The sequence below is a fragment of the Streptomyces sp. ADI95-16 genome (genome assembly GCF_003721495.1).
Lineage (GTDB): Bacteria > Actinomycetota > Actinomycetes > Streptomycetales > Streptomycetaceae > Streptomyces > Streptomyces goshikiensis.
Genome location: NZ_CP033582.1, coordinates 577,043 through 603,396, shown reverse-complemented (window position 1 = coordinate 603,396; position 26,354 = coordinate 577,043). Strand labels below are relative to the sequence as shown.

Sequence of the window (26,354 nt, the reverse complement as noted above, 5' to 3'; positions counted from 1 at the left end):
GCCGCGACACAGAGCGCCAGACGGGTAGAGCGCTTCGCGGATCAGCTCTTCGACGGTGTGGGGGCCGTAGGCGTCGGCGGTGTCGATGTGGGCCCGGCCGAGCTCCTCATCGCCACGAAGGTGGGCATGGCCCGGCCGGCCCCGAACCTGTGGGTGCCGCACGGCCACCCCGTGTACCTGCGCTCCTGCGTGGAGGCCAGCCTTCGCCGCCTGCGGGTCGAGCGGCTGGAGCTGTGCTACCTCCACCGCATCGACCCTGAGGTCCCGACCGCCGACCAGCTCGGGACCCTGCGCGCCCTCCAGGACGAGGGGAAGATCGGGCACATCGGGCTGTCCAAGGTAAAACCGGAGGACATCCGGCTGGCCGCCAACGACATCGCCGTCGCGGCCGTGCAGAAAGGATGCTGCGGCGCTTCGCCGACGACGGGATCAGCCAGGTCCTCGTACTGGGATGCGGCATCCCACAAGGTCCCGTGCTGGTCCAGGACGTCATCCAGCAGGTGCACCCCGACAGCTATGATGCCGTGGGTGTGGACGGCCTGGCGGAGCACGCTGAGCGCGCGGGTCCGAATCTCCGGCTCGCCCCAGGTGCCGGGGCCGGTCAGGCGCATGGTGCCGAAGCCGAGGCGGGAGACGTCCTTGCCCGCGATGGTGATGGTGCCGCCGGGACGGGAGGCGGTCATACGGCGGCCACCTGAAGGCAGAGCTGGACGGCCCGGTCGATGGCGCGGGCCTGGCTGTCGGGGTCGCTGGTGACCCGCAGGTGCGGGATCTGGTCGTCGGCGAGGAGACCGTGGACGTGCTGGTCGACCAGGCGGCGGTAGCGGGCGTCGTAGTCGTGGCTCTCGTCCACGGGCATGTCTTCATCGAGCACGAAGGCCAGGAGCAAGTCGTACTTGGGGAGCTGGGTGGAGGCCAGGAGTAGGAGGCGCTCCTTGTCGAGGCGGGGGAGGTGGTCCCCGCGGTACTCCACCGCGGCGTGCAGGTAGGCGATGGCGTCGAGCGGGGCCCGGTCGGCAAGGACCACTTCCATGCCCTGTGCGAGGACCGCGATCTCGTCGGCGATGCCCTGCGTGATGATCCACTCGGTGGACGCAGGAGTGTGGTGCTGCATCTTCGGGAGGCCGATCTCCCGGGCCCGCTTGCCGAGCCGGCCCGTGCGGGCTACGGGGACGCCGTGGCCGCGCAGTTCCATCTCGACCCGCTTGAGCAGGGTCGTCTTGCCCGTGGAGTGTGTGCCGAGCACGCCGATGCGGATGGGGGTCTTGGTCACCACAGGGTTGCTTCCTCTTCTGGTTCGGGGGCTCCGGGCAGGCCGGGCGGCACGGCCGCGGCGACGAGCTGGTCCCAGGTGTCGTATTGCTCGGCCATGGCCAGCAGGAGCTGGGCGGTGGCGTATGCGTCGTAGGTGGCGCGGTGGCGGCCGACGGCCGGCGCGTCGGTCAGGTCGGGCTGCCGGTGGGAGATCAGCGCGTCGAGGCCGTACGAGGGCAGGCCCTGGTAGGTGGCCTTCGCCAGGCGCAGGGTGTCCAGGACTCCAGCCGGCTCCCACTTCGGCAGGTGCGCGGACAGGACTCGGTAGTCCACGTGCGCGTTGTGCGCGCAGATCCACGCCCCGGCCAGGAAGTCGCCCACGGCGCCAGCCGTCTCCTCCCAGGAAGGAGCGGCGGCGAGCGCCTCGTTGGTCAGGCCGTGGACGCGGGTCGCGAAGGGGGTGACGGGCCGGGGCGGGCGGATGAGCCACGCCCCGGCGGTCGTCTTGTCCGCCTGGCCGTCACGGATGGGCAGGGCAGCGACCTCGACCAGGTCGGGCGGGTTGGCGCCGTTGCCTTCGACGTCTACGACGAGGAGCTTGGTGGGCCAGGCGGTGATGTTCATACGACGGGCGTTCCGTTCTCCGCCTCCCAGCCGATGGGGGCCCGGCCGTGCTGGCGGTGGTGGTGGGGCTTGGCTCGGTCGTGGCACTGGTAGCCGAAGCCGTGCTGGAGGGAGTAGCGCGGGGGCTCGTTCAGCCCCTCCACGATGATCGCGCGGTCGGTCACCTCGACCGTGCCGGTCGCGCCGAGGCGGCGTGCTTCTGCGGTCACCACCGCGAGGTCGGGCTTGATCCATGCCTTCTCGCACACGCCGAGCTGGGCGACGGGGCAGATGTCGCACAGCTCGCGGACCCCGACGTGGCCGTTGTAGTCCGGGAGGCCGTGGGCGAAGGCGACGCCGCAGGAGGTCTTGCGGAACAGGTTCCCCCACGGGGCGGCGCTGTTCTCGGGCTTGTGGAAGAAGTCGAGGATCCGCTGCTCGGCCAGCTCCGGCATGATCTTGCGGCGGGCGATGTCCTCGTACGGCATCGGCAGGCCGTGGGCCTCGTAGTAGTCGGCCATCTGCTGCCGGAAGAAGAGCCCGGTGAACACTGTGGCGTGCGCGTGTGCGGACAGCTCGCGGGCGCGCTCCAGGTGGGCTTGGGAGTCGTTGAGGCCGGGCACGATGGGCCGCCAGTACAGGACGGTCCGGTACCGCTCGGCGTGCTCGTAGAGGGTGCGCAGGCTGGCCGCCGCGATGTTCGAGTCGACCGGCTCGATCGCCGCGTTGTCGATCCCGGAATGGGTGACCAGCACGGTCAGCCGGATGTTCTGGAAGGAGTTGAGGACGGCGCAGTCCTCGGGGCTGACCCTCCACCGGGTGATGACGAGAACGTGGTTGGTCAGACCCCGGTCGTCAAGGTCTTGCAGGACCGCGAAGGTGTGGGGCTTGACGATCGGCAGCATGGGCTCGGTGGCCCGGTTGAAGAGCTGGATCGGCGTCGTGTGCGGCCGGAAGTAGGGGTGGCCGACCAGGAGCTTCACCGCGTCGGTGTCGCTCATGATCGCGCGCGGGACCTTCATGTCGAAGTTCTCGAACAGGTGGCGCACGCAGTACGTGCAGTCCAGCGGGCAGCCGACGATGTGGTTCAGCGACAGCCCCGACTTGCGGTACTCGATCACCTCTTTCAGCTCGGGCTTCATCACCGCGAGCTGGGCCGGGGTGAGCATCTGGAGTACGGGGCCGCGCCTGATCTTCACGGGAACGCTCACAGTTCTCCTTCGAAGGGTGTTGTGGTCAGCTCTGGGTACGGGCGCGCGGACGGGGCGCGGGAACCGGGTGGAGGAGACCGCGGCGGTTGGATCCGTACCAGGTGCCGAAGTCCCGGCGGGCGGCCTCCGGGTCGTCGGAGGCGTGCACCAGGTTGTTGATGAGCCGCTTCTCGGCAAGGGCGCGGTCGAGGCTGTCGTCGCCGAAATCGCCACGGATCGTGCCGGCTGCGGCCTGCGTGGGGTCGAAGTGCCCGAGGCGGTCGCGGAACGCGGCGTGGATGCCCGGGGGGCCGTAGGCGAGGACCGTGGTGACGGTGCGTCCGACGTACAGCTCGTCCAGGCACGCGGGCATGTCCCGGCCGGAGAACCAGTCCCGATCGACCAGCATGTCCCAGTAGTGGACATGAATCTGCCAGGGGGCGACGATCACGTCCTGGCGGCCGACGAACACGTCAGTGTCCGAGAGCCGGTCGAGGATCTCATCCACCAGGCCGCGCTCCACGGCGTCGGGCTTGAACAGGATGACGGACCAGCGGCCCCACTCAATCCCGTTGACGACGGCCCCGCTGCGCGAAGGCTTCTGGTTCATCGGGTGCTCCCACAGGCGGTCCAGCGGTGGCCGACGAGCCGCCGAAGGCCCGGGTCGAGGGCGGCAAGGATGTCCGGGGCGACGGCGGTGACGGTCTCGTGGGTGACCTGGCGGTAGAGCTCGAAGAGGAGGAGGAACTGCTGCCAGTACGGCGGGAGGCCGGTCGCGGCGACGTCGGCCGCGGTGTAGCGGACCTTGTTGGCGCGGATGTTCTCCTCGTGCTCCAGCACCGTGGCGATGGTCTTGGCCGTGGTGTCGGCGGGCATGCGCGGGAACTCGGTGTGCTGGAAGGCCGGCCGGGTCTCGGCCTCCTGGAGTACGCGCTCTACGCGCTCGGTGTTGCGGTCGTTGACGTGCGCCGACCCGATCATGTGCGTGTACGTGCCCAGCTCCAGCCCGAGCTGGACCGCGGCGTACTCCTGGATCATCGTGAAGGAGAAGACGTCCGAGAGCAGCCCGCAGTCCAGGTCGTTGGCCCGCATGGTGCACACCATGTGCAGCTGGCCATAACGAGCCAGGAGGTGCAGGCCGGCCACGCATGCGACGTCCGGGTTGCCCGGGTCGGCGAGCTCGTCGGGGGAGAAGACGGAGATGAGGGCACGCTTGCTGTCGGGCTCGGTGCGCAGAAGTTCCAGCACACGGTCGAACTGGGAGACGTCGTCGCCGGGGGCCGGGTTGAAGATGGTGTGGCCGTATGCGCTGCCGCCGAGGTTGATGCCGTCGGGGGAGCTGGAGCTCATGGAGGGCGCGTAGTAGCCGATCATGGCCAGGTCCCGGCGGCCGGCCAGGTACCAGAGCGCTTCGGCGAAGTTGAAGACGGGGTTGGCCTTCCGCGCCGCCAGGTAGGTCAGGCGCTGGCGCGGGTCCGGCAGACGGAAGCCGACTCCGATGACCTCGCGGGCGTCGTTCCCGCGGGCACCGATTTGGTGCTCGGCGTTCTGGGTGGCCAGCCGGAGCAGGGCCAGGTAGGCCCCTTCCAGGCTGGAATAGCTGGGCATCGAGAGCACGATCGGTTTCTCCTTGGTGAGCGGGTCGGGCTCCGCGCCGGTACCGAGCGGTCCGGGCGGGAGCAAGCGATGTGGACTCAGGAGTGGTCGGGGCCGCGGAGAGCCAGTGCGGTGAGCCAGCCGTTCGGGGTCAGGTCCCAGCGGGTGCTGTCCCGCCAGCCCTCACGAAGCTGGTCGACTTCGGCGTCGCGGTGGCTGAGGCTGACCCAGTCCGGGGGCTGCCGTTCCGTGACCTCCAGGACCAGGTGGAGCGTTCCGGTGCCGGGCCGTAGCCACCGCTGGGCCTGGGCGAGAAAGGCCTTCTGATCCAGGTAACCGAGGCTCAGGCGGCAGACGACCAAGTCGACCGAGGCCGGCTCCAGGCCGGCCGGGTCGGCCGCGGTGAGGAAGTTGTGTTCCGCGAAGCGCAGCCGCATGCTGCTGTACCGCTCGCTGGCCTGCTGGATCGCGGTTGGGGCCCAGTCGTAGCCGGTGACGGCCATCCCCGTGCGGGCCAGGGCGGCGGCGAACCTGCCGCGGCCGCACCCTACGTCGACCGCGACCTGGCCCGGTGCGGGCCACAGGTGGCGCTGGAACTGTTGGACCTCGAACCTGGTCGGGAGGTGGCAGTCCTGGTCCTTGCGGGAGTAGAACCTGGTCCAGTACCGGAGGGCGAGTGTCACTTCCTCGTCGGTTTGCGGGACGCGGGTGATCTTCACCGGACGCTCTCCTGTCTGGGGTGCAGGTGCTCGTGGATGGTGGTGTCGCTGTAGCCGTAAGAACCGGCCGCGGGCGGCGTCGTCCCAGGGAGGCGCGGGAGCACCCCAGTCGACGGTGTGGCAGGTGTCCGTGTGGGGGCACCACCTCACCCGCAGGTTCGGGAAGCCGGGGTGGCCGGCCAAGGCGTCGCGTACGGCCATGGCCATGGCCAGAGCCAGCTCGGGCGCGGGGTAGTAGCCGCCCCGGCGGGGACCGCCCCCGGGCACGACGAGCACGGGAAGCCGGAAGACGCTGATGGCGATGCCCTGGTCGGCCAGCCAGGGATCGGCGAGCCGGTCCCGGTACCACTCGTAATCAACGGCGCCGTACGCGGGCCCGAGGATCAGCTCGGGGTACAGGGCGGGGATCCCGCTCACTCCGGCACCTCCGGCATGCCCGCCAGGAGGGCTTCCATCAGCGCCTCGGTAACGATCGCGAGACGGCGCAGGTAGGCCAACGAGTTGATGCGCCCGGTCGGTTCCTCCTGGCGCAGGGTCCGTGCCCGATTCACCAGCGTTTTGACGGGCTCATCCGACAAGTCACCGTCGCGTTCCAGGACCGCATCCACGAGCTGCATGAGCGCGCCCCGGAGCCGTTCGGTCTTGGACAAGACGTCCGGCTCCTTCAGGGCGTGCCCCTGCTCCTGGACCTCCTCGATGATCTGGAAGAGGTCATCGACCGAAACGCCCGTGCGCAGGTGGCTCGCGAGGCGTCGCAGGTCCCTGGCCGGCAGAGGGGGCGTCCACGGTGCGGCCGGAACGGCTTCCGGGATCTGGCCGGCGAGCGGGGTCATGCTGCGCTCCTGTCGGCGCGGACGGGAAGCTCACACCACGTCCCGGTCCTGTCCGACGTCGCGCCCCACGAGCCATGGTGCTCCTGGGCGATGGCGTCGACGATCCCGAGACCACGTCCGTGCTCCGCGTCCTCGCGGGCTTGCTGCGGGTCGCGGGCAGCAGGGGTGCCGTCGGTCACGATGACCAGGAGCAGTTCGTCCCGTAAGACCATGAGGAAACTGATCTCCGTGCCCCGGCTGTTGTGGCGGATCGCGTTCGTGATCAGCTCGGAGACGACCAGGAGCACGTTGTCCGCCAGGTCGGAGAGCCCGCAGTACGTCAGCCGCTGCTTGACCGTCCGGCGGACCTCCTGCACGCGAAGAAGGTCTTCGGTCCTGGGCTCCGCTCCCTCGGCGTGAGGGGAGGTGGAGAAGCAGATGAGCGTGGCGTCGACCTCTTGGCACGTCGACAGCTTGGCCGGGCGGTCTATGGGCGCCGATGAGCTAGGTCGGCAGGTGCTCGCCGTCGGCTGGGCTGTGCTCGGCGCAGTTGCCGTTCCCATCGACTCCTCCTCGTCACGGACCGGGCACTTAGAGTTCCTAACAGAAGCTGTTGATCATGTGACTTTCGGTTCGGATGGTCGTTGGTCTGGCCGTGGGGAAACGTCAGCCGCGGCCGTGGATCGTGTCGGATGAACTGTGGTCGCTCATCGAGCCGTTACTGCCTGAGCCAGCGCCGAAGCAGGTCGAGGGACGCCCTCGGGTGCCGGACCGGCAGGCACTCTGCGGGATCCTGTTCGTGCTGCATACCGGGATCCAGTGGGAGTACCTGCCGCAGGAGCTGGGCTTCGGATCAGGCATGACCTGCTGGCGGCGTCTGGCCGCGTGGAACGACGCCGGTGTCTGGGATCAACTGCACGTGGTGCTGCTGAAGAAGCTGCGGGTCGCGAAGAAGCTGGACTGGTCGCGGGCGGTGATCGACTCCTCCCACGTCAGGGCCGCTCGGCGGGGCCCAAAAGTGGGCCGAGCCCGGTCGACAGAGCACGTCCGGGCAGCAAGCACCACCTCATCGTCGACGGCCAGGGCATCCCACTCGCCGTCTCTCTGACTGGCGGCAACCGCAACGACGTCACCCAGCTGATACCCCTGCTGAAGAAGATCCCCTCGGTCGCCGGCCTGGTCGGACGGCCACGCAAACGACCCGACAGCCTGCTCGGCGACCGCGGCTACGACCACGACAAATACCGCCGTCTCGCCTGGGCGCTGGGCATCAAACCGGTGATCGCCCGCCGCGGCGTCCCGCACGGTTCCGGCCTCGGAGTCCACCGGTGGGTCGTGGAGCGGACCATCGCATGGTTCCACGGCTTCCGCCGGCTACGGATTCGATGGGAACGACGCGACGACATCCACGAAGCCTTCCTCGGTCTCGCCACCTGCCTCATCACCCACCGCCACGTCCAACGCCTTTGTTAGGACCTCTTAGCGTGGTACGGCGAGGAGGGGTGTGCCTATGTCGCGGTTCTGACTTCTACCTGCCCTTTCGGGTGTCACCATGACGTGGCTATGACTTCTTGCCGCCTTCTGACGGGCGGTGGTTCCGCTGGGATGCTGATGCGGTATCCCATAGGTGGGAACCGATTCCGGAGGGGACATGGACGAGGTCCGGCGCACGGTGCTGTTCCTGCTCGCGAGCCAGAGGGGGATCCGCTCCTACGGGTCCTTCAGCGAGGAGTACGACCGCGTCGCCCGGGAGTTAGGGCGTAGGGGCCGCAAGGTGGCCCCACCGCCGGGTGCCCGCCAGTACGAGCGTCTGCTCCTCGTCGGAGGTGTCAAGACGGCGCCCTACGCCGCCACCACCTGCGTGCTGGAGCAGATGTTCCAGGGGCCTGTCAAAGAGCTGCTGGGCCCGGCCGATGAGGAGCCTCCGAGCGCGCGGCCGGCGTCCAGCCGGACTTCCTCTCCGCCTGTGCTCAACGAAAGTGAACTGCTCATGACCGCTCGTGATGCCGCGTCCCACTCAGGCGAAGCCGCCGCGCTGCGCCTGGACGAGCTGACCCTCGACCAACTCCACGACGACCTGATGAAGCTCTCCCGCGAGTACGGGCGCAGGGCACCGGGTGAGGTCTTCCACGAAGCGAACGCCTTGCTTCAGCAAGCGCAGATCAACATCGAACGAACGCGCTCCCCGGAGCAGCACACGCGCCTGTATTACGCCGCTGGGCAGGCGAGCGCGCTGCTCGCCGCAGCATCCTTCGACCTGGGGGCTCTGCGGCCCGCTGTGTCGTTCGCACGCTCCGCCGTCCAGTACGGCAAGACGATCAGCAACGGCCCGCTACAGGCGTACGCGTACGGGATGCTCGCCTTCATGGCCTTCTGGGACGGCCGGCCGAGCGAGTCCGTCAGGCTGGCCAATGCGGCTCAGCAGTTCGGAGGGGTCGGCAGCACGGCCCGGCGTCGCCTGTACGCCATCGAGGCGCGCGCGTACGGACACCTGCGCAACGACGACCAGGCGCGCCGCTCCATCTTGGCCTCCCTGGAGCAAACGGGCGGCGACCGTGACGAGCTGCACGACGATGTTGGCGGGGAGTTCGGCTTCGACGCGGCTCGTACGGCGATGAGCAACGCAACCACGAGCCTTCTCCTCAGGGATGCCGAAGGAGCGGAGGAGTTCGCGGCCACAGCGCTCACTCTGCTGGAGAACCGCCCGGAAGCTGATGTGCCGTTTGTGGTTTCGGGGCCCGCCGCCATCGACCTTGCCCGCGCGCGGCTGCTGCGTGGCGAGATCGAAGGCGCGCAAGAGGCCCTGGACCCGGTGTTCCGGGTGCCTGCGGGCTGGCGGGGTTCGGGGATGATGGAACGCCTGACTGCTGCCCGCATCGAGCTGACCCGTCCCGGGCTGCGGGACGCGCCCGCGGCGCTGGCCCTGGCCGAACAGATCGAGGAGTTCAGCGCTCTCTCCCCGGCCCGGCGACTGGGCGGTCAAAGCCCGCTCACGCTCGAAGCCTGACGCCTAGCGGCTGAGGGCGGACAGGATCGCTGCCTCCTTCCCCGGCGTGATCCCGTGCTCGGCCCAGCGCGGGTGCTCCACCGGCAGCCCCCCGCCCCGCAGCCACGCCCAGGTGTCCACGACGGTTTCCGACAACGGTCGGCACACCAGGCCCGCCGCCTGCGCCCGGGTCGAGTCGATCTTCCAGACGCCGGCGTGGGTGCGCCACAGAGGCAGCTCGGTCCACTGCTGCACACCGTGGTCCAGGAGCAGCTTGTCTGGAGCCCATGCCAGCTGCGCGTCGCCCCCCGTTGCGAGCACGCACGCGGTGAGCAAGCCCCCCATGGTCTCCCTGCCGACCGGCGCCACGCAGTTGTACGCGCCGCCCCGGTCGGCGGCAGCCTGGTTGAGCGCGAACTCGGCGACGTCCCGAGCGTCGATCGGCTGGATCGTCTTGTCCGGGGTGCCGGGGGCGAGCATGCGGCCCCCGCGGGCGGCGCGGTTGAGCCACCACGGGAGGCGCCCGACATACTCGCCGGGCCCGAGGATGACACCCGGCCGAAGAAGTACCGAGCGGTCCCCGCCGAACGCGAACACGACCGCCCGCTCCGCGCCCGCCTTCTGCCTCCCGTAGTACCAGTCCGGGCCGTCCCAGCCCTCGGGGAGACGGCCGTAGTCGAGGTCCGCGTCCGGCGGCCCATCGAGGACTTCCGAGTCCTCCGTGAGCACGTCGTTGAGCCAGCCGCGGTAGGCGTTCACCGTGGACACGTACACGTATCGGCCGGCAACGGGCTCCAGGGCGCGGACGCCCGCGAGAACGTCGCGCGGGGCCATCTCGGACGCTGAGGTGTCCACCACGGCGTCCCAGGGCCCTTCAGCTGCGAGCCGAGCCAGATCGGCCGCAGCGGTGCGGTCGCCGCGAACCGTCCGCGCCCCTTCGGGCGCGGACCCCGAGCGGCCGCGGTTGAAGATCGACACCTTCCACCCACGGTTGAGTGCGGTCTGGGCGACAGCCCTACCGAGAAACCAAGTCCCGCCGAGAACCAGAATCTTCATGCCGCAGATCCTGTCGTGCGGGCTGGGGTCCGGGGAAGACGGACCTAGGCCGTTTCTTACCGATCATCTGATCGTTGGTTGATGTGTGTCGTTGACTGACGCCCAGTGGGCTCAGATCGAACCGCTACTACCGGACCGGGCACCTCGGCGTGGTGGGCGGTGGCGGGATCACCGGCAGGTGATCGATGCGATCGCGTTCAAGTACCGCACCGGGACACCGTGGATGGACCTGCCTGAGCGCTTCGGCTCGTGGAAAGGCGCTCACAGCAGGCTGCGGATGTGGGCGATCGACGGCACGTGGGAACGCGTTTTCGCCGCCCTGCTGGCCCAAGCCGACGCCGAGGATGACCTGGACTGGGTCGTCGCCGTCGATTCCACCATCGTCCGTGCCCACCAGCACGCCGCCGGGGCCCGTCAAAAGGGGCTCCGACTGGCGAGCCGGCCGACCATGCCCTCGGACGCTCCCGCGGCGGGCTGACCACGAAAATCCACCTCGCCGCCGACGGCCGCTGCCGGCCAATCGCGTTCATCCTCACGCCCGGCCAGGCCGGTGACGCACCGGCGTTCACCCAGGTCATAGCCGCAATCCGGGTGACGAGGCCGAAAGGCAGACCGCGAACCCGCCCCGTCGCCGTGCTGGCCGACAAGGCGTACTCGTCCCGCGCGATCCGCGAGCACCTACGGAAACGCAGGATCCGTGCCGTGATCCCGCAGCCAGCCGACCAGATCGCCAACCGCAAACGACTCGGCAGCAAGGGCGGCCGTCAGCCGGCCTTCGATCGCGAGACCTGCAAGCAGCGGAACACCGTCGAACGCTGCATCAACAAGCTCAAGCAGTGGCGCGGTATCGCCACTCGCTACGACAAGACCGCCACCGCCTACCAGGCAGCACTTCACCTCGCGGCCATCCACATCTGGGCCGCGAGGTGATCGCTAAGAAACGGCCTAGTCGGGTAGCGGGCTCCCCCAGGCACGTTCAGTCAGCTCGCCCAGAACCCCCGGCGCGACCGTCCGCGGATCGACAGCCTCACTGGGCGCGGACGTCCTGTACGTACCATCGGGTCGTTCGGAACGGTCGTAGTCCTTCACCCAGAACACCCGGCGGACGAACCTACCGGGCGTGTCGCCGCTTGGGGCGTCCGGCTTGAGGACGGAGTACCCCACGCGTCGGCCTGTTCCGTTCCACCCCACCGGCTTCTGCCGGGTCGTGGACAAATGGGCTACGGTCTGGCGCACATAGTCGAAGTCGCTTACGTCCTCGGTCCAGACGATCTGTTCCTCGTGCTGCAAAGCTGCGTGGTCCTGCGGCAAGGCCCCTCCTAGATGCACACGGTTTCCCCGACTCGCACCCTCCCCATGCGTCCTGCTCTGTATGCCCGCCCTGCCCATCCGGCGTTGCGCACGCAGGCCGAGAGGGCTCACTGCAGCCACGACAGGGAATAGATCACGAGGGTGTTCACGCTGACGGAGATGAACGTTTGAACGATCGTGCTCAGCGCCAGCTCTCCGAGCCCCTGTGGTGCTGCCCCAGTGCAGCCTGAGCCGGCCGTCTTCTTCTTACAGCGACGCATCTGTGTCCCCTTCTTGGTGGTTGCTCCCAGCATTGAGCGCGGCCCAGAAGGCATGAGCAGTTAGCGTCACAACCAGTCAGTTTGCGATTTCACGTAAGTGGCTGACCTGCGGAGTCCCCTCGTGAAAGTCTGGGCTGGAGACACTTGGAGACACTCAGGGGGGACAGTGGCCACTGCTAGAGGGAAGCGGGGGGTAGCGATGCCGCCCGAGGAGGACGTGCCACCTGGACCGCACCGTCAGATGCTTGTTGCACTGCATGCGGCCTACGCGGCAGCTGGCCGCCCGGGGCTGCGCCCGATGGCGCTGGGACTGCGGCTTGACGACTCCGCGCCGGCTACGCTGAATTACCAAGCCATTGGGAAAATTCTAAATGGCAAGCTAATTCCGAACCCGAAGAGCTCGTAACACGATCTTGCTGCAACGTCCTGGTTGGCCGTGACCGGTGTGAGGTTTTGGCCGTTCGCGATGGTGTGAGTACTCGGCCGTGGATCGTGGACGACGACTTGTGGGCGCTGATCGAGCCCTTGCTGCCGCCCTGGCCGGAGAAGGCTCCCGGTCCGCGGCCAGTTCCGGACCGGTTGTGCCTGCAGGGCATTCTGTACGTGCTGCACAACGACATAGCCTGGCAACTTCTGCCGCTGGAGCTGGGGTTCGGCTCGGGCCAGACCTGCTGGCGGCGTCTGGACCGGTGGCAGAGGGCCGGGGTCTTCGACCAGCTCCACCGGGTACTGCTCGCAAAGTTGAACGCGGCCGGTGAACTCGACTGGTCACGGGCGTGCGTGGATGGTTCCCACATCCGGGCGAAAAAGGGGGTGCCGACACCGGTCCGTCGCCGGTCGACCGGCGGAAGACCGGCAGCAAGCACCACTTGATCTGCGACGGACGCGGCACCCCGTTCAAGGTCATCACGACCGCGGCCAACGTCAACGATGTCACCCAGACCCTCGCCCTGGTCGACGGCATCCCGCCTGTTGCGGGCCGCCCCGGCCGGCCCCGTCGCAGGCCCGACGCCCTGCTCGGTGACAAGGGCTACGACTCCAATGCCCACCGCGACGAGCTGCGACAACGGCGGATCCTGCCTGTCATCTCACGCAAGGGATCACCGAACATCAAGGGCATGGGCAAGCTCCGCTATGTCGTGGAGCAGACTTTCGCCCTGCTCCATCAGTTCAAACGTCTCGCCGTCCGCTGGGAACGCCGCACCGAACTCCACGACGCCTTCGTCTCCCTGGCCTGCAGCCTCATCTGCTGGAGACGCCTCAAGAAGACCCACTCCTGATCGCGCCCCAAGCGATCACGGGCAGCGCAGCACCTCGAAAGGCCCTGGGGCTACTGGTGCGGTGCGTGCCTGGTTCCGGTCGGCTCTGCAGTGTCTGCCTCGGCTGCGGTGAGGATGAGCCGTCCCTCGACTCCTGCTTCGACGACCTTGACCAGCAGCGTGCTCGCGTCGTCAAAACGCAGGGTGAAGTGCGGATCGAGCTGCATCAGGAAGTCGAAGCTCTCCCTGTCCTCCGCGGCCAGGGGAGATTCGAGGGTCGCCTCGGACGTCCAGGTGTCTCCGGCAGCACGGACCGCGACCTGCACACGAAGCCTGCCCAGACAGGTCGATCGATTGGCCCACCACTCAAGCGTCGCGGTGCCCTCGTAGCTGTCCATGGTCCAAGTATCGCGAGCGAGCAGGCAGCCGTGTGACAGCGATGCAGAATCTGAGGTCACAAGATCGTGTTACGAGCTCGAAGCAGCTATTAAGCTTGGCGGGATGGCTCTTCCGTGAGGGAACAGGGTCGGGACAGTCGGCGGAGGAAGAATGCGGCCGTTTCCTCGACCACCTCCAAGGTCTATGCGCAGCCATCCATGAACAGCAACTAGGATTCGGTCGCGAGAAAAGCGTCTCTGCGGCAGATCATTCGAACCACCAAGTCGAAGACGAGAGAAAGCTTCTCGGTTGCATGATCTTGTCGGTGGATGCCATTGCGGATGTCCAAGAATTTAACAGTGCGGGCGATTTCATCGACGAGTTCAACAGTGCGGTTTTCGTCACCCTGCTAAAGCTCTTCGAACGCAACGAGAAGATTTCTCCTGCGCGGATTCTCGAAGAGATGCGCAATCTCCCATCCATCACCCCGAGTCGGGCCGAACGCCTTCTGCACGCCATTGTGGCCGCCGCACCCGAGCCGCGCACTGCGGAAATCTATGCTGCTCGCATTTCGGCGAGGTCACTGGCCCGAGAGATAGCCAAGGCGGGTGAAGAGGTTGCGGAACTCGCACTCTCAATCTCCAACGCTGAACACCCTGACACGGAAGATCTAGTCCGGCTTGTGGAGGGGAAACTCCTTGCTGCGTCCAACGCGCAGAGCATGCCTTCGCGGGCGGCGAATTCGGTGGAGGGGGCGCTTGATGTATTGGAAGCGGCCGGTTCGGCACAGAGCCCTCTGTGGCTGCCCTCTGGATTCCGTGATCTTGATCTCCTCACCTCCGGCTTTAGGCCAGGCGAGCTGATTGTGGTGGCTGGAGCTTCGAGAATGGGCAAGTCCACACTTGCGCTCAATTTTGTTCGAGCCTGCTCCGTCGTCGGAAATCGGCCCAGTTTTCTGACGTCCCTGCAGGCAAACCAATTCGAGATCACGATGCGTCTTATGTCCGCCGAGGCGCGTGTCGCTCTGCATCACATGACCTCAGGGACCATGACTGATGAAGAGTGGACGAGGCTAGCCAAGAGAATGCCGTCTGTTAATAGTGCCCCGGTTCATATCGCCGATGCCGCGAGCTATACAATTACTGAAATTGTCCGAGATTGCCGGAAGCTAGCAAAATCCAATGGTCTCCACCTCGCGGTAGTTGACAGTGTCGATCTTCTATTCCCGGGCCTCGAAATGACGGCTGACGAGAGAGAGCGAAACCTTGCAGCCGTGGTGCGTGAACTGCGCGCCGTGGCTAGAGAGCTGGACCTCACAGTCATAGCGTTGTACCAGTTGGGCCGCCTCTCGGCCAATCAATACGAAACTTCCCGGCCTGAAATGCGTCACGTCCCGTGGGTCTTGGAGAGTGCCGCAGATCTTGTGATTCTTTTGCATCGCGACGATGCGTATGAGTTGCACTCTCCAAGGGCCGGTGAGGCCGACTTGATTGTCGCAAAGAACCGTTCGGGGCCTACTGGGGCAGTCACAGCGGCCTTTCAAGGGCATTACGCGCGATTCGTAGACATGAGCCAGGGCTGACCCATCTCCCGTAACTGCGCGCCTGCAGGCCTCCCGTTCGCACTGCCGGTGAGCGGCACCGGTGTCTGGCGATGCCTGAGAATGTCCCATAGATGTTCTTTGTGTAGGCGTGGACGAGACTGTTCGCTGTGTGGCCCTTCTCGGTTACAGAGCGGGTGCGCGTCGAGACGGGGTAGCTTGGTTGCGTGATCTCCCGTTACTGCCTGAAGTGCCACGGCTGCGGCGAAGTCTTCGTCGCCCGGCTGGGCTTGGAACCGACCTGCGGAACGCGCTTCTACCTGCCGTGCCCACATTGCGGACTACCGATCGGAGGATCGATGTCGGGCACTGAGCTGCAGAATCACCGTGTCAATATCGAGTGCCAGGTACTGAGCGGCTCCGCGTCAGAATCTCCTGGTATGCGCGTTGTAACTATTAATCCTTTTGTGCCATCGCGATACGATGCCGACTCGTTTACTCCGGACGGGTCCTTCCCGACGATGACGCTATTGCAGGCCCTCGGCCAGGACACCTATATGGAGTTCAAGTCCGAACGGGATGCCGCGCTTGAGGCCGGCCAGATCCTATGGCCCAAAGTCCGCATGCTGTTTCAGTACTACCTTCAGGGCAACAGCGATATGTTCACTCGCATTGCGCAGCAGCATTTTGGGGTCACGTGGCAACCCAGCACGAGCCACGAGCGGACGAGCGTCGCTTATCAGGCCATGGGAGCAGCGACGACTGTGATCACGGGGAGCACGGGGACCACCAGTGCGAAAGTGATCGGCCGATTCTCGCGAAAGCACTTGGCAGCGATGGAACGCAATAAGGATCACCTTCTTGCCTTTCGGCGTCGGGGGCAGTCCTCGGTGAGTTTGGAGCGAGATGTATTCACCGAGCTGAACCGTTTCGTAGAGCATCATGAATCCTGGGAGCTGGGGCTCCTCGGGAGGTTTTTCGAGCCGGGCAGCAAGGATACGTTCGATGAACTAGTGCTCTACCGCGATGAGTTCTCGCTGGTGAGGGACCTCTACCAGCATGGATTCGAACTCGCCTGTAAGTGTCTGTGGCCGCTCGTCGCAGCTCAGAACTCAGTGCTGCGTGGCAACCCCGACGAATTCGGTGACGTTCACCCCGACCGGGTGCCCGAGAAGCAGCGCCCGAAGAACCTCGATAAGTTCGACAAGCTGTCTAATGCTTTCAAAATCGCATATGTGGCACAAGTGCCAGGATGGGAGTCATTCGAGAGCTTGCTCAATAATCGCCGCCGTAACACGATTGGGCACGCGACAGCCCATCACGACCTCCAGACAGGCCGCATCGTCAGCGATGAGAGTGTCTCCGGGATGACTTATCTTGATTTCCTCAGTGAGGTCCTTGGCGTCTTCGAAGCACTTTCGACCCTTGCTCAAGTGCTCAGGGCCAGCCGTGTTGCTTCCTCGCCAGACTTCGATGTCTGACGCGCTCTCACCACCGCGACGGTTTTCAAGAGCGTTCCATGCGCAGTAGCTAAGCCGTGCCTGAACTGCACGTTCCCGTGCCCAGAACCACAATCTGGCGGTTCTGGCCCGCGCATGGCCCACAGGGCCTGGAATCGCTCTGCTATGCAGCCGCCCCCGCGGCCCTCCTCCCACGGATCCCGGCGCCCCGGAAAAAACGAGCCGGGACACGTCTGCTGCTCGGCCGAGCCCGCGTTGTCCGGTGCCGTGCATCGCAAAGCGGAGGAGCTCCTCGTGTACTGGGCGTACTCGGGAGCCCCGACAACGCAGGGAGGTGCGGCACCGGGCAGCGCGGGCTCGGCAAGATCCGAAAGAGACGGCCTAGCGGTCTTCCCCGTCCCGGGGACCCTCGGTTGACGAGGCGGACTCCCGAGCCCGCGCGACTGCGGCACGAGCCGGGCCGCGGACATTGACATCGCGTGACCCGGACGCCACCGAGGACGACAATGAGATCTGGCCAGCGTGGCGGGGTGGAGGGGTGGCTCGTGACGTTAGGGAGCCCGACGGGCTTGTCCTATCGTCACTGGCCATTCACGGAGTCGGCGTCTTCTGTCGGGAAGCCCGAGACCGACCTCAAGAACCCGGCGGACACGAAGTAAGGATTGTCAGCACCACACGGCACCTCGATCTGGACCGCGTCCCCGTCGCAGTCCATCACGCGGTACTCGTCGCCGGCGCTCAGCCTCAGGCCGCTGTCGTCTCTGCCGTCGGAGACGACCTCGAAAACCTGGTCCTTCGTCGCGCAGGGCGCGTTCCTCTTCGCGAGAGCGGCCTTCGACGCTTTGACTGCCTTCTTCACTCCCGCTTCGGCACATCGCAGGACCACATAGCCGCCCGTGGCGACCCCGGACCCGACGATGACCGTGGCCTTGGTGGGCCCACCGAGGCTTTTAACAACCGCCGTCGGGGTCGTCCTTGAGGAAGTGGGCGGCAGCGTCGATGGCGGGCTCGTCCCAGACGATCGCGAAGGTCACCCGCGCTCCAGACCGAGCCGGGCGCGGACGTCACCGTGCGGAACGGCCGCGGCGGTGCCGGCGGACTGCCGCTCCCGGTAGAGGGCCAGGGCGAGGGCGTCCTCGAGGTCGGCGAGCTCTTGGGGGTTGATGAGTACGGCCGCGGGCTGGCCATGGTCGGTGATGGTGATGCGTTCGCGGGCGTGGGATGCCCGGCGGACCAGCGAGCCGAACTTCGCTCGCGCTTCGGTGATCGGCAGAGTGTCACTCATGTGCAGAACTGTACACTTCTCGCGTCTTGTGTGTCGTATCCGCCACTCGGGTGCGGCCGGGTGCAGGGAAAGAATCCGGCGACATGACCACGGAACAGCGCTTCGGCCCCCGGTTCGTTGCCGAGCAGCAGCGCCGCTACGGCAAGCGGCCGCCGGAGAACCGGATGCTCTCGTACGACCTGGCGGTGCTGGAGGAGTATCAGCCCTGGCGGATCTGGCTGGACGAGCAGCTCAATCTGCTGCCGGAGCCGGCCGCGGATGCCTTCGCTGCGAACCTGTGGCGCGACCAGAACTTCTGGCCCGACGTCACCGAGCTCGCCGCCGGGGCCGCGCTTCGGCGGCTGGGCTTCGGCGTGGAGCTCGAGCGGCAGTGGGGGCGCCTGACACCGGACTGGACCGTCATCGGCGAGGGCGGTGAGCCGGTCGCGCTGGTCGAGGTCCTTAGCCACAGGCAGCAGGGGGCGACCCTCGGCCTGATCCTCAACGCCTCGTGCTCTTCAACACGTGGTACATGGACGCCGCGGTCAACCAACTGCGCACGGACGGCTTCGATGTCCGCGACGAGGCCGTGGCCCGCCTGTCGCCGTTCGTGCGGCACCACATCAACATGCTCGGCCGGTACTCCTTTCAGCTCCCTTACCTGCCGGGCGTCCTTCGACCGCTGCGCGATCAGACGCCGCAGAAGACGAGTGAGAGCCGGATAAGTTGCCTGCATCCCGGGCGCTCGACTTGCTGGACCATTCGTCGCGTGCGCCGACGAGCATGAAGGAGAAGAATGGCCTGCATGGGACCTGGGACCGTACCCCTTGGGACGGCACCCGAGTTGTAGCCCTTTCAATAAATGAGCCCTAAACGGCCAAAGCGCATCCGCACCCAGTGTGAGCATCGCGCGCTCATGGAGTCATCATGACTACCACGGCCCGGGGGCGAATCCCCCGGCTTATCTGCGCTTCCTGCGTCAGTAGCGCACTTCTCATTTCCGCAGGCGCCACCACAGCCATAGCAGCCACCCAGTCTCCTATGCCGGTCCAACAAATATCTAGGGACGATTCGGGCGGTAGCGCAGACACCGGCGACCAGAGCGACAACGGCTCGGACACCGGCAACCAACCCTCCGACGACGGCGACCACCCGAACACACCCTCCGACAACGGCGGCGGGACCGATACCCACAACAGCGGCGGGACCACCGGCAACGGCTGGAACAGTGGCAACCAGTCGAGGCCGGACTTCACGCCATCAACGACGAAAAATCCGTCAGCCAAACTCAAGGTCTCGCCGAACACCGGCAACCACGAGAAGAATAACGTGCGGGCGGATACAGATCGGCTGTGGACCGCTTTCAAAGACTTCGTGAATCTGGTTAACGCCAAGCGCATACTGAAAGGCCTGCCACCGTTGAAGGGCCTCCCGGGCGTTTCACTCGCAGTATGGAGTACAGAATTCAACCTGTGCCTGCAAGATTATTCCTGCGTCATGAACCACTTCCCTCAACTCCTTGCGCCATCACAGAGCAACTGATCACTGCAGCAGCACGCGTGACATGACGTTCTGGGATTCGCTATCCGAGGCGCACCTACTGCCTCACTGCGGGCCTACGGTGCGTCGAGCATGGCGTTGTCCCAGCTGTGGGCGTCCCGAGGTAATTCTTTATGGCGGCAGAGTCAAGCTGAAGGGCTGTCGCTTACAGCACGCCGATTACGGCGTGTCCCATCAGCTCACGCCGGACGATGAGCTGCGGTCGGTGGATCATGCAAACAGGCCCGAGGCGGGGCGTGAAGGGGGCCAGGAGCGCCGACTAGACCACCCGGTGCCCAGGCGCTGCGCGAGAGGGTCAAGATCGTTTGCGGCCCGGTGGCGGGCTGAGGTGCCTCGAATGGGGGTGGTGGGTACGGCGCGGGCCGTACCCACCACCCAGGTCCGGGAGCGGCAACGCCCTGTTAATAGTGCAGAGCGGGGGGCCGCTGGTGCAGCCATGCCCGCTGCGGACCACCCTTCGTCTGGACCGTCACCTCACGGAACTCCTCCACGGGAACGCCCCCGTAGCCGTGGCGCACGGTGTCCGAGTAGACGGAGTCCGATACGCACAGCGCGTAGTCCTCCTCTCGTTCGCGCAGCGCCGCCCGCAGAACCTCTGCGTCGAGCAGCCGGGAGGCTTCGAAAAGCGCAGCACCCACAAAGCCCTCGGGCTGATCCACGGCCACGCGGCCTGTCGCTAGGACCAAGCGGAGTCGGAGCCGAACCGACTTTGCTGCCAGCTTGTTGACCGCCTTCAGCTCCGCAGGAAGAACTCCGCGCAGAGTTCGCAGGACGACGGTCAGAGGTACGGAAGCATCGATCAGCTCGATGACGCCGTCACCCCAATCAGCTTGCCGTCGCACCCCCGGGCCGGCTCCGGCGCTGTGTGCGACGCGGTCAAGGACTCCGTAGAGCATTCGCCGCATATACGCCTGCTCAAGATCAGTTCGGCTGGTGAAGCGTTCGAGATCGACAAGCAGCAGAGTTCGGTTGGTAGCCGTCGACCAGCGGGCCTCAGATGCGCGAGGCAACGTCACTTCCAGGTCACGCTGCGGTTCGTCGCCGGCCAGCGGACTGGTCTCCGCCTGAGCGGCCTGGTCCCAGAGGGTGTGAAGCCGCTTCACCTCAGCTGCGACGTCGGCCCCGGGCGTCCGTCCAGCGAGCTCCACCACCAGTACCTGCACGAGCCCCCATGTCGGCAACCGGGGCTTTACGAAGGCGTCGTGGATCCGGCTCGAGCTGACCACCCCAGTCCCAAGCGCGCGGGCCAGTTCCCGCACCGAGGGCCACCCTGCTCGCCGATGGATCGACTGCAGCTCATCACTCAGCTGCTTGCGAGGCCCCGGCGGAAGCGGGGGAGCCGTCAACCGAGCCATGCGTCATCCCCCACAGAGTGTCCAGAAGCGTCCAACTACGTCCGACGGGCAACGTACAACGTCCGAACTCGTAAATCCTCGCCTTGAGTTGTCTTGCGACGTCCGACCACGTCAGCGCGCCAGCGGCCAGGTCGAACCTGAGTGAGACCAATCGGAATCACACCGGGAGACACCATGATCGACGCAGCGTTGACCCTCGTAGTTCAGGGTCTGCTCACCGAACTCCCCACCAGCTTGATCACGGCTGCGTGCGCGGCACTCGTAGTCTGGGGAGTACGCAAATGGGGCACACAGCGAGACAAGTGAACCGTCCGTTCGCAAGGCCACCCTCGAGGTTCTCCATCACCCGAGACCGCCGAGCTCTGCCGGCATGCTGCACACCACAGGCCCGGTGGGGGTATCGGGGGCCCATCGCCATCGTGGTGAGCACCGCAAGCCGGTGCATGTCGGGGCGGCACCCGCCGGTCTTCTACTGCGGCCCGCACGGGGCCGGCCACCAGAAGCAGAAGAGTGGTCGGGGCCGGTGGAACTGCGACGAGGCCCCCGCGGACCGGGGCCGCGTGCACGCGGAGTGGGGCACACCTTCTGTGGCCGGTGTCCAGTCCGGGAACTACAGGCCCCCGGCACGACGGACGTGTCGGGGGCGAAGCCGGTGTGACTACGAGAGCCACTGTGGCAGGCGGAGCGGACAGTGTCCCGGGCTCAGGTCTGGAGATCGGCCGCGCGGGCCAGCCGTGCATCCCTGGCGTCGTTCCGGCGCTGCTCGATGATCTTCAGCTCGGCCTTGAGGGCCGTTTCCACTTCGCCGAGCGCCTCCTTCGGCACGGTGTCCCCGATCGCGCGCCCGATGCCGTGCATGAGTTCCTTGTGGATCTCAGCCTGGTCAGCGTCGTACGCAGCGCGTGCTTCCTCGACCCCGGCATGGGTGTTCCCGACGGCGCCCACGGTCCACGCGGTGCTGGCCAGGTCGCCGAGGACACGTGCCAGGTTCAGGATGTCCAGGATGGCCCTCGGGGATGATCGGAACTCCCAGTAGCGACAACTGGCCGACGTGGGTTCCGGCCTCGGACATCAGGGTCGGGCGCACGTCGATCTGGGCGAAGCCGACCCAGGCCTGGCCGAAGTGGTGGCCAAACAGGTGGTGGTGACGGACGCCCGGCGTGATCGTTCTTCGGGGCATGAACAAGATGCGTCGCGGATCGTGATGGTCCCCGGCAGTTCGGCGACCTCCACCCGTCCGAACTCCTCGCCGAGGAAGGCCGGGGCCTTCTCTAAGGAGACTCCGAGGCGGAGCCCTTGAATGCGCGGGGGCACGGGCCGGCTATGGGCCGATGCCACCCGGGAGGCAAACAGTCACCCAGTAGAATGCGGCATTTAGGTGGTATGAGTCATATGAGCGTATCTCTGGAAGTGGTTCAGAACAAGGCACAACTGGCCTAAAGTGGCAGGTCATTAAGACTGCTCCCCGCGCACCCGGGGATGGCCCCATCCCCCTCCGCGCCCACCGCAACGGCAAGTGCTGCTCCCCGCGCACGCGGGGATGGCCCCCCTCCAGCGATGCCCGCTGGTGTCACCTGTGGTCTGCTCCCCGCGCACGCGGGGATGATCCCTCTGGTTTTCGACTTTGTGGTCTGCTGACCGTTCCGAGAGACGATGCCCACCCTCGCCCGCGCGGCGGTCGGCCTCGCCGACAGGCGGGATCATCGCGGGCCGCCGCCCAGTCGTGCGTCTCAGCGCGTGCGTGCATGGGGCGCGAGGCCCCATGCGAGCGCGCCGGCGAACAGGGATCCGACAAATGCGAGGGCGGGGATGCTGCCAGCCGGGTAGAGAGGCAGCGCCCACCAGGAGCCGATGCGATAGCCGAGCGGGTCGGGGGGTTGTCCGAGCATCACGTTGGCGATGATGTAGAGCAGTCCGGCAGCCACCGCTGTGGCCTCGTTCGCGATCCGGCGCACCACCAGGGCCAGAGCCAAGATGAGAAGGGTGTTGCGGGCTACGTCCAGTCCGACGGCGGGCGCAGCGGCCAGTAGGAGTACCGCCCCCGCTGACACCGCTGCTCGATCGATACGGCGGACCGGTACGACCGCCGTCAGCTCCGCCTCCGGCAGCCGTCGGTCCAAGCAGTACATGACGGCGACGCTCACGATCACTGGCACGAAGTGCTTGATCTGGGCCATTCCCGCACCTCCCAGAAGACTGGGAACAGGCACCTGGCTCGCCCCGATCAGCCAGGTGACCAGCATGAGCGCAAGCACTGCGGGGACCATGACCCACCAGCGCCTCACTGACAGCGTGTAGAGCTTCACGAGACCGCTCCGCAGTGTTTCTGTGCCCGCGCCGCCTCAGTGAACCACGCGACCTGCTCTTCCTTGGGGAGGGTGCGGATCTTCGTGATCTCCTGCCAGGCCGGGGGCGGCATCGCCCTCCGTACGTTGTCTTCGTTCACGCCGACGACGAGGGCGGCCCAGGCCGCGGGCATGGAACCGGGGCGGCGGCAGGGAGTGACTCCGGCGCTCACGGAGGTGCCGGTGACGGCGGATTCCGCCAGGTCGGCCCGGAAGGAGTCAGGGTTCGTCTGTCCATTGGCGAGGGGCAGCGACCAGATCAGTGGCCAGACTCCAGGCTTCAGCGGCTCCTTCGAGGAGGCCAGGAGCAGTTCACTGGGGATGGGCACGCCCGCATCGCGCAACTTGCTCAGCGGCTCCGTGAGGTCCTTGCGTATCCCGTCTGTGTACGAGGCGTACTCGGGCGGCAGGCACACTCGGGGCGCCTCGCCGGCGCACACGGGCGTGACGACCCGCGCATCCGAGGGGCGGAAGTAGCCCCAGTCGGCAACCGCGCTGCGGCCGAGCAAGATCGTGGCGATCACGAGGGCGAATCCGAGGGAGATTGCAGAAACTCGCTGCCGGACCAAGGTGGGAAGCCAGAACGCGAGGACCAGACCGCCGAGCACCGCCCATGGAATCAGGTACGCGAGCGGCGATCGTGTGTCGGTTGGGGAAGAGAATCCGTCGATGAAGCCGCCCAGGTGCCGCAGCCACGGGTTTGCCATGCCCTGTGGGAAGGAAAGGAACATCCAGCCGCCTACGCCCGCGACAGGGGCGGCCAGGCTGCGGGGAAGGATGTGGCCCAGCCGCCATCCAATGGCAGTCCATCCGAGCGGAAGCACGAGGGCATGGGCGACGCCCAGCCAGCCGCCCGCGCCGCTCGGCAGAGTCCCGACCGTGTTGGCGGCCAGCAGTAAAGAAACGACAAGGAGCACCCCCTGCAGCACAACGACGGGGGTAACAGCCCATACGAACCGGCGCAGCGCACTGCGGGCGGCTGTGGCGGGGAATGTGCCGAGCAGACGGTGCCGTCCGGCCTCCCACGCCGCAACCGCGGCCACGGCGCCGACCACGACGGGCAAGGTCTGCGCGACGGCTTCGCCGGCCTCGACCCCGTATGCCGTCGGCACGCTGATGCGGTTGGCGGTGATGTACAGGCCCGAGTACACGGAGGCGGGCAGCACCATCCAGAGGGCTGCCGAGGCGCGGAGGTTGGCCCATGTGATCATTCCGCGGCCTCCAGGAGAGACGCGTACGCGCTCTCCAGGCGGCGGCCGGGCGCGCAGTCGGGCGCAGCGTAGCTGTCGAACAGCGACACCGGGCCCTGGAACCTCGCCCTGCCCGACTCGAAGACGACAACCTGATCGAAGGCCTGGTCGAGGTCGCCGATGTCGTGGGTGGAGACGATGACGTGCATGGTGCCGCGCAGGGACACCAGCAGGTCGAGGAAGCGGCGGCGCTGGTGTGGGTCGAGCCCCACGGTGGGCTCGTCCAGGAGCAGTAACTCTGCTTCGTGGACAAGGGCGCCGGCGATGGCGACGCGCTGCTGCTGGCCACCGGAGAGCGTCTTGATGCGGTCGTTCAGCTTGTCGGCAAGCCCGATACGGTCGATCGCCGCGGGGGCGGCCGCCCAGGCGTCGCGCTCCCGCATTCCCTTGAGCCACCCTATGTACGCCACGTGTTCACGAGCGGTCAGTCCCGGCAGGAAGCCGGGCCGTTGCGGGAGCCAGGCGACCTTGCGCCGATAGATGCGGGTGTCACGGCGGGTGCTGGCGGACAACGGGCCGACGCCCACCCGCCCCGATCCAGGCCGGAGCGCGCCGGCACCGAGCGAGAGCAGTGTGCTCTTCCCGGCGCCGTTCGGACCGAGCAGTACGGTGTGACCTGGAGCGAACTCCAGGTCCAGCCCGTTCAGGACAGGACGTGTGCGGCGACCGTAGCGAAACGTACAGTCCTGGTAGTGCAGGGGCATACATACCTCAAGTGCGCTATAGGAAAAGCCTGTTCGGGTGGGAAGCGACCTTCCCACCCGAACAGGGAGTGCATCAGTAGTAGACATCCACGACTCTGACCGTCAGGTACGTCCATCCGCCGTAGTTCACGGCAAAGTAGTAGTTGCCGCTGCCATGGTCGTCCCAGCTGTCCGAAGACGTCGAGTTGTAGCCGTTGAAGCAGTTGGTGAAGGAGGCCGTGGAGTACTGCGGGTCCACCTGGAAGTCGACGTCCTTGCGCAGGGTGACGTTGGCTACGGAGGAGCCGCTGGTGCAGTTGGTGAACTCGACCGTCGTCGAGCCGCCAGTGTCGTACCAGCGACGGGACTCGAATCCGGGCCCCGCGTTGCTGAGGCTGCTCATCCAGCTCGATGCCTGGGCCGGGCTGGAAACCAGACCGACGACGGCGGCAGTGCCCAGGCCAACCATGGCCGCCCGGCGGCCGGATTCACGCAGGGCGGAAAGATGCACTGACTTCATGATGCTTGCGCTCCTTTGAGATAGTGGCGAACAAAGCAGCCGCGAAATGATCAGCCCCTGCTCGACATGGATCGGTCGCTCGACTCGTGCCGAATTTCAGAGTTGATTCAGTAATTGACGTTGACGACCCGGACGTCCAGGTCGCTGTATGTCGCGCCCAGGTTCACGGCAAAGTAGTAGTTGCCGCTGCCGTGGTCGTCCCAGCCATCCGAAGACGACGAGTTGTAGCCGTTGAAGCAGTTGGTGAAGGAAGCTGTGGAGTAAGTGGGGTCCACTTGCCAGTCGACAGCCTTGCGCAGGGTGACACCGACGCTTGTAGCTCCAGTGTGATCCGCACAGTTGGTGAATTGGATGCTCGTGCTGCCTCCCGTATCAGCCCAACGGCGGGACTCGAAGTTGGGGTAGGCGCCATCGAGGTAGCTCGACCAGCTGGCGGCCTGGGCCGAACCGGCCGTTAGAGACAGCAGAGTCATGGCGCCGAGCGATACGAGCCCGACGCGATGTCCAGTTTTCCGCAGGCCGGACAGAATAGCGAATTTCATATTCCCCCCCCCGGGAATAATCGAAGATTCGGTACCTGATTTCACCTGGAAGCGCGATCGAATTTATCCGTGCAACCGCCATCCAGGCACACCGGGGATGCAATCATGCGCCGGACGGAGCCGTCAAGATCAAGTAAAGCAACCTCATCCACCACAGGCGGCCAAGGCCGGAAATGATGACCCGCGTCCCGACTGGCCGGAATTAACCGTTCCGCCATCGGATCGCAGTGAGGACAGGGCCAAGAGCCGCCGCGAGACACCCTGCGGTGCCCTCCGGGTTCTCAAGATAGTCGACTGGAATATGACCCCGCTCAATCAAGCCAAGTAGCTTGCAATAGGCCAGTAGTCGCCCCCGCCCCGTTCATGCAACGGCCGCTCGTCCGAGCTGTTCCTGCCGGAGCTGCCCGTGCC

Annotated in this window: 26 protein-coding genes and 4 pseudogenes; 9 read left to right on the top strand and 21 right to left on the bottom strand. The window is 66.4% G+C overall.

Going from position 1 to position 26,354, the window contains the following annotated elements; translation table 11 throughout:
- Positions 1 to 21 precede the first annotated feature (21 nt).
- Positions 22 to 105 (bottom strand): annotated as a pseudogene (locus tag EES41_RS43610) (aldo/keto reductase); the annotation flags it as partial.
- On the opposite strand from EES41_RS43610, the pseudogene EES41_RS43605 reads away from it, so the two are divergent.
- A pseudogene (locus EES41_RS43605) lies at positions 103 to 369 on the top strand (aldo/keto reductase); the annotation flags it as partial. The pseudogenes EES41_RS43610 and EES41_RS43605 overlap by 3 nt on opposite strands.
- Positions 370 to 679: 310 nt before the next feature.
- Here EES41_RS43605 and EES41_RS39700 read toward each other — a convergent pair.
- From EES41_RS39700 to EES41_RS39665, 8 genes are all read right to left on the bottom strand, one after another.
- Complete coding sequence (locus tag EES41_RS39700) at positions 680 to 1,273, bottom strand: AAA family ATPase (RefSeq protein ID WP_254211910.1); 594 nt, start codon at positions 1,271 to 1,273, stop codon at positions 680 to 682.
- Complete coding sequence (locus EES41_RS39695) at positions 1,270 to 1,878, bottom strand: 3'-5' exonuclease (RefSeq protein WP_123083363.1); 609 nt, start codon at positions 1,876 to 1,878, stop codon at positions 1,270 to 1,272. Before EES41_RS39695 ends, EES41_RS39700 begins: the two co-directional genes overlap by 4 nt.
- Positions 1,875 to 3,026 carry a radical SAM protein gene (locus EES41_RS39690; RefSeq protein WP_123083443.1) on the bottom strand — a complete coding sequence of 384 codons (1,152 nt, stop codon included), beginning with the start codon at positions 3,024 to 3,026 and terminating at the stop codon, positions 1,875 to 1,877. The genes EES41_RS39695 and EES41_RS39690 overlap by 4 nt, the downstream gene beginning before the upstream one ends.
- Positions 3,027 to 3,093: 67 nt before the next feature.
- The gene (locus tag EES41_RS39685) at positions 3,094 to 3,657 is read right to left on the bottom strand and encodes a nucleoside-diphosphate kinase (protein WP_123083362.1); all 564 of its coding nucleotides are present in this window, start codon (positions 3,655 to 3,657) and stop codon (positions 3,094 to 3,096) included.
- Positions 3,654 to 4,655, bottom strand: coding sequence for a thymidylate synthase (locus EES41_RS39680; protein ID WP_164496244.1), 1,002 nt, complete (start codon positions 4,653 to 4,655; stop codon positions 3,654 to 3,656). The genes EES41_RS39685 and EES41_RS39680 overlap by 4 nt, the downstream gene beginning before the upstream one ends.
- An 86-nt stretch (positions 4,656 to 4,741) precedes the next feature.
- Positions 4,742 to 5,779: a DUF6302 family protein gene (locus EES41_RS39675; RefSeq protein ID WP_123083361.1), complete on the bottom strand. Its 1,038-nt coding sequence runs from the start codon at positions 5,777 to 5,779 to the stop codon at positions 4,742 to 4,744.
- Positions 5,776 to 6,195 (bottom strand): DUF6415 family natural product biosynthesis protein, encoded by a 420-nt coding sequence (locus EES41_RS39670; RefSeq protein ID WP_123083360.1) that lies wholly within the window; start codon positions 6,193 to 6,195, stop codon positions 5,776 to 5,778. The genes EES41_RS39675 and EES41_RS39670 overlap by 4 nt, the downstream gene beginning before the upstream one ends.
- Positions 6,192 to 6,551, bottom strand: a complete 360-nt coding sequence (locus EES41_RS39665; RefSeq protein WP_164496224.1) for an ATP-binding protein — start codon at positions 6,549 to 6,551, stop codon at positions 6,192 to 6,194. Before EES41_RS39665 ends, EES41_RS39670 begins: the two co-directional genes overlap by 4 nt.
- A 260-nt stretch (positions 6,552 to 6,811) precedes the next feature.
- Between EES41_RS39665 and EES41_RS39660 the strand changes: the two genes are divergently transcribed.
- Together EES41_RS39660 and EES41_RS39655 are read left to right on the top strand one after the other, a co-directional pair.
- Positions 6,812 to 7,647 (top strand): IS5 family transposase gene (locus tag EES41_RS39660; RefSeq protein ID WP_254211908.1). Its coding sequence is split into 2 segments (ribosomal slippage): positions 6,812 to 7,202 and positions 7,202 to 7,647, totalling 837 coding nucleotides; the frame shifts between segments, so codons are not numbered across the junction.
- 178 nt (positions 7,648 to 7,825) lie between these two features.
- Positions 7,826 to 9,181, top strand: a complete 1,356-nt coding sequence (locus tag EES41_RS39655; RefSeq protein WP_123083358.1) for a hypothetical protein — start codon at positions 7,826 to 7,828, stop codon at positions 9,179 to 9,181.
- A 3-nt stretch (positions 9,182 to 9,184) separates the two neighbouring features.
- Here EES41_RS39655 and EES41_RS39650 read toward each other — a convergent pair whose 3' ends face one another.
- Positions 9,185 to 10,216 carry an NAD-dependent epimerase/dehydratase family protein gene (locus EES41_RS39650; protein WP_123083357.1) on the bottom strand — a complete coding sequence of 344 codons (1,032 nt, stop codon included), beginning with the start codon at positions 10,214 to 10,216 and terminating at the stop codon, positions 9,185 to 9,187.
- 85 nt (positions 10,217 to 10,301) lie between these two features.
- Here EES41_RS39650 and EES41_RS39645 point away from each other — a divergent pair.
- A pseudogene (locus EES41_RS39645) lies at positions 10,302 to 11,146 on the top strand (IS5 family transposase).
- 15 nt (positions 11,147 to 11,161) lie between these two features.
- Here EES41_RS39645 and EES41_RS43600 read toward each other — a convergent pair.
- Positions 11,162 to 11,605: a DUF6009 family protein gene (locus EES41_RS43600; RefSeq protein ID WP_254211937.1), complete on the bottom strand. Its 444-nt coding sequence runs from the start codon at positions 11,603 to 11,605 to the stop codon at positions 11,162 to 11,164.
- A 653-nt stretch (positions 11,606 to 12,258) separates the two neighbouring features.
- On the opposite strand from EES41_RS43600, the gene EES41_RS39635 reads away from it, so the two are divergent.
- Positions 12,259 to 13,067 (top strand): IS5 family transposase gene (locus tag EES41_RS39635; RefSeq protein WP_254211935.1). Its coding sequence is split into 2 segments (ribosomal slippage): positions 12,259 to 12,576 and positions 12,579 to 13,067, totalling 807 coding nucleotides; the frame shifts between segments, so codons are not numbered across the junction.
- A 50-nt stretch (positions 13,068 to 13,117) separates the two neighbouring features.
- Here EES41_RS39635 and EES41_RS39630 read toward each other — a convergent pair.
- The gene (locus tag EES41_RS39630; protein WP_123083355.1) at positions 13,118 to 13,444 is read right to left on the bottom strand and encodes a hypothetical protein; all 327 of its coding nucleotides are present in this window, start codon (positions 13,442 to 13,444) and stop codon (positions 13,118 to 13,120) included.
- Positions 13,445 to 13,485: 41 nt separating this feature from the next.
- On the opposite strand from EES41_RS39630, the gene EES41_RS39625 reads away from it, so the two are divergent.
- Both EES41_RS39625 and EES41_RS39620 read left to right on the top strand, forming a co-directional pair.
- Complete coding sequence (locus tag EES41_RS39625; RefSeq protein ID WP_123083354.1) at positions 13,486 to 15,006, top strand: DnaB-like helicase C-terminal domain-containing protein; 1,521 nt, start codon at positions 13,486 to 13,488, stop codon at positions 15,004 to 15,006.
- 185 nt (positions 15,007 to 15,191) lie between these two features.
- The gene (locus EES41_RS39620) at positions 15,192 to 16,445 is read left to right on the top strand and encodes a hypothetical protein (RefSeq protein ID WP_164496222.1); all 1,254 of its coding nucleotides are present in this window, start codon (positions 15,192 to 15,194) and stop codon (positions 16,443 to 16,445) included.
- Between the two features lie 559 nt (positions 16,446 to 17,004).
- Here EES41_RS39620 and EES41_RS39615 read toward each other — a convergent pair.
- Together EES41_RS39615 and EES41_RS39610 are read right to left on the bottom strand one after the other, a co-directional pair.
- The gene (locus tag EES41_RS39615) at positions 17,005 to 17,283 is read right to left on the bottom strand and encodes a hypothetical protein (RefSeq protein ID WP_123083352.1); all 279 of its coding nucleotides are present in this window, start codon (positions 17,281 to 17,283) and stop codon (positions 17,005 to 17,007) included.
- A 171-nt stretch (positions 17,284 to 17,454) separates the two neighbouring features.
- Positions 17,455 to 17,709 carry a type II toxin-antitoxin system Phd/YefM family antitoxin gene (locus EES41_RS39610; RefSeq protein ID WP_123083351.1) on the bottom strand — a complete coding sequence of 85 codons (255 nt, stop codon included), beginning with the start codon at positions 17,707 to 17,709 and terminating at the stop codon, positions 17,455 to 17,457.
- 487 nt (positions 17,710 to 18,196) lie between these two features.
- Between EES41_RS39610 and EES41_RS39605 the strand changes: the two are divergent.
- Together EES41_RS39605 and EES41_RS41965 are read left to right on the top strand one after the other, a co-directional pair.
- Positions 18,197 to 18,475: pseudogene (locus EES41_RS39605) on the top strand (Tn3 family transposase); the annotation flags it as partial.
- A gap of 140 nt (positions 18,476 to 18,615) precedes the next feature.
- Positions 18,616 to 19,230, top strand: a complete 615-nt coding sequence (locus EES41_RS41965; RefSeq protein ID WP_164496221.1) for a hypothetical protein — start codon at positions 18,616 to 18,618, stop codon at positions 19,228 to 19,230.
- Positions 19,231 to 19,649: 419 nt separating this feature from the next.
- On the opposite strand, the gene EES41_RS39595 is transcribed toward EES41_RS41965, so the two are convergent.
- From EES41_RS39595 to EES41_RS39560, 7 genes are all read right to left on the bottom strand, one after another.
- Positions 19,650 to 20,507: a hypothetical protein gene (locus tag EES41_RS39595; protein WP_164496220.1), complete on the bottom strand. Its 858-nt coding sequence runs from the start codon at positions 20,505 to 20,507 to the stop codon at positions 19,650 to 19,652.
- A 798-nt stretch (positions 20,508 to 21,305) separates the two neighbouring features.
- Positions 21,306 to 21,548, bottom strand: coding sequence for a hypothetical protein (locus tag EES41_RS39590; protein ID WP_123083349.1), 243 nt, complete (start codon positions 21,546 to 21,548; stop codon positions 21,306 to 21,308).
- 785 nt (positions 21,549 to 22,333) lie between these two features.
- The gene (locus EES41_RS39580; RefSeq protein ID WP_123083348.1) at positions 22,334 to 22,909 is read right to left on the bottom strand and encodes a hypothetical protein; all 576 of its coding nucleotides are present in this window, start codon (positions 22,907 to 22,909) and stop codon (positions 22,334 to 22,336) included.
- Positions 22,906 to 24,159 carry a hypothetical protein gene (locus EES41_RS39575; protein WP_123083347.1) on the bottom strand — a complete coding sequence of 418 codons (1,254 nt, stop codon included), beginning with the start codon at positions 24,157 to 24,159 and terminating at the stop codon, positions 22,906 to 22,908. Before EES41_RS39575 ends, EES41_RS39580 begins: the two co-directional genes overlap by 4 nt.
- Positions 24,156 to 24,902, bottom strand: coding sequence for an ABC transporter ATP-binding protein (locus tag EES41_RS39570; protein WP_123083346.1), 747 nt, complete (start codon positions 24,900 to 24,902; stop codon positions 24,156 to 24,158). The genes EES41_RS39575 and EES41_RS39570 overlap by 4 nt, the downstream gene beginning before the upstream one ends.
- Positions 24,903 to 24,975: 73 nt before the next feature.
- Positions 24,976 to 25,401, bottom strand: a complete 426-nt coding sequence (locus tag EES41_RS39565) for a hypothetical protein (RefSeq protein ID WP_123083345.1) — start codon at positions 25,399 to 25,401, stop codon at positions 24,976 to 24,978.
- Positions 25,402 to 25,508: 107 nt separating this feature from the next.
- Entirely contained in the window at positions 25,509 to 25,943 is a 435-nt protein-coding gene (locus EES41_RS39560) for a hypothetical protein (RefSeq protein WP_164496219.1), read from the bottom strand.
- Positions 25,944 to 26,354 lie beyond the last annotated feature (411 nt).

Coding starts and splice junctions, on each gene's coding strand:
- EES41_RS39695 (WP_123083363.1), bottom strand. CDS start 1,878: ATGAACATCACCGCCTGGCCCACCAAGCTCCTCGTCGTAGACGTCGAA.
- EES41_RS39690 (WP_123083443.1), bottom strand. CDS start 3,026: ATGCTCACCCCGGCCCAGCTCGCGGTGATGAAGCCCGAGCTGAAAGAG.
- EES41_RS39685 (WP_123083362.1), bottom strand. CDS start 3,657: ATGAACCAGAAGCCTTCGCGCAGCGGGGCCGTCGTCAACGGGATTGAG.
- EES41_RS39680 (WP_164496244.1), bottom strand. CDS start 4,655: ATGCCCAGCTATTCCAGCCTGGAAGGGGCCTACCTGGCCCTGCTCCGG.
- EES41_RS39670 (WP_123083360.1), bottom strand. CDS start 6,195: ATGACCCCGCTCGCCGGCCAGATCCCGGAAGCCGTTCCGGCCGCACCG.
- EES41_RS39655 (WP_123083358.1), top strand. CDS start 7,826: ATGGACGAGGTCCGGCGCACGGTGCTGTTCCTGCTCGCGAGCCAGAGG.
- EES41_RS39650 (WP_123083357.1), bottom strand. CDS start 10,216: ATGAAGATTCTGGTTCTCGGCGGGACTTGGTTTCTCGGTAGGGCTGTC.
- EES41_RS43600 (WP_254211937.1), bottom strand. CDS start 11,605: ATGGGCAGGGCGGGCATACAGAGCAGGACGCATGGGGAGGGTGCGAGT.
- EES41_RS39630 (WP_123083355.1), bottom strand. CDS start 13,444: ATGGACAGCTACGAGGGCACCGCGACGCTTGAGTGGTGGGCCAATCGA.
- EES41_RS39625 (WP_123083354.1), top strand. CDS start 13,486: ATGCAGAATCTGAGGTCACAAGATCGTGTTACGAGCTCGAAGCAGCTA.
- EES41_RS39610 (WP_123083351.1), bottom strand. CDS start 17,709: ATGAGTGACACTCTGCCGATCACCGAAGCGCGAGCGAAGTTCGGCTCG.
- EES41_RS41965 (WP_164496221.1), top strand. CDS start 18,616: ATGACTACCACGGCCCGGGGGCGAATCCCCCGGCTTATCTGCGCTTCC.
- EES41_RS39575 (WP_123083347.1), bottom strand. CDS start 24,159: ATGATCACATGGGCCAACCTCCGCGCCTCGGCAGCCCTCTGGATGGTG.
- EES41_RS39570 (WP_123083346.1), bottom strand. CDS start 24,902: ATGCCCCTGCACTACCAGGACTGTACGTTTCGCTACGGTCGCCGCACA.
- EES41_RS39565 (WP_123083345.1), bottom strand. CDS start 25,401: ATGAAGTCAGTGCATCTTTCCGCCCTGCGTGAATCCGGCCGCCGGGCG.
- EES41_RS39560 (WP_164496219.1), bottom strand. CDS start 25,943: ATGAAATTCGCTATTCTGTCCGGCCTGCGGAAAACTGGACATCGCGTC.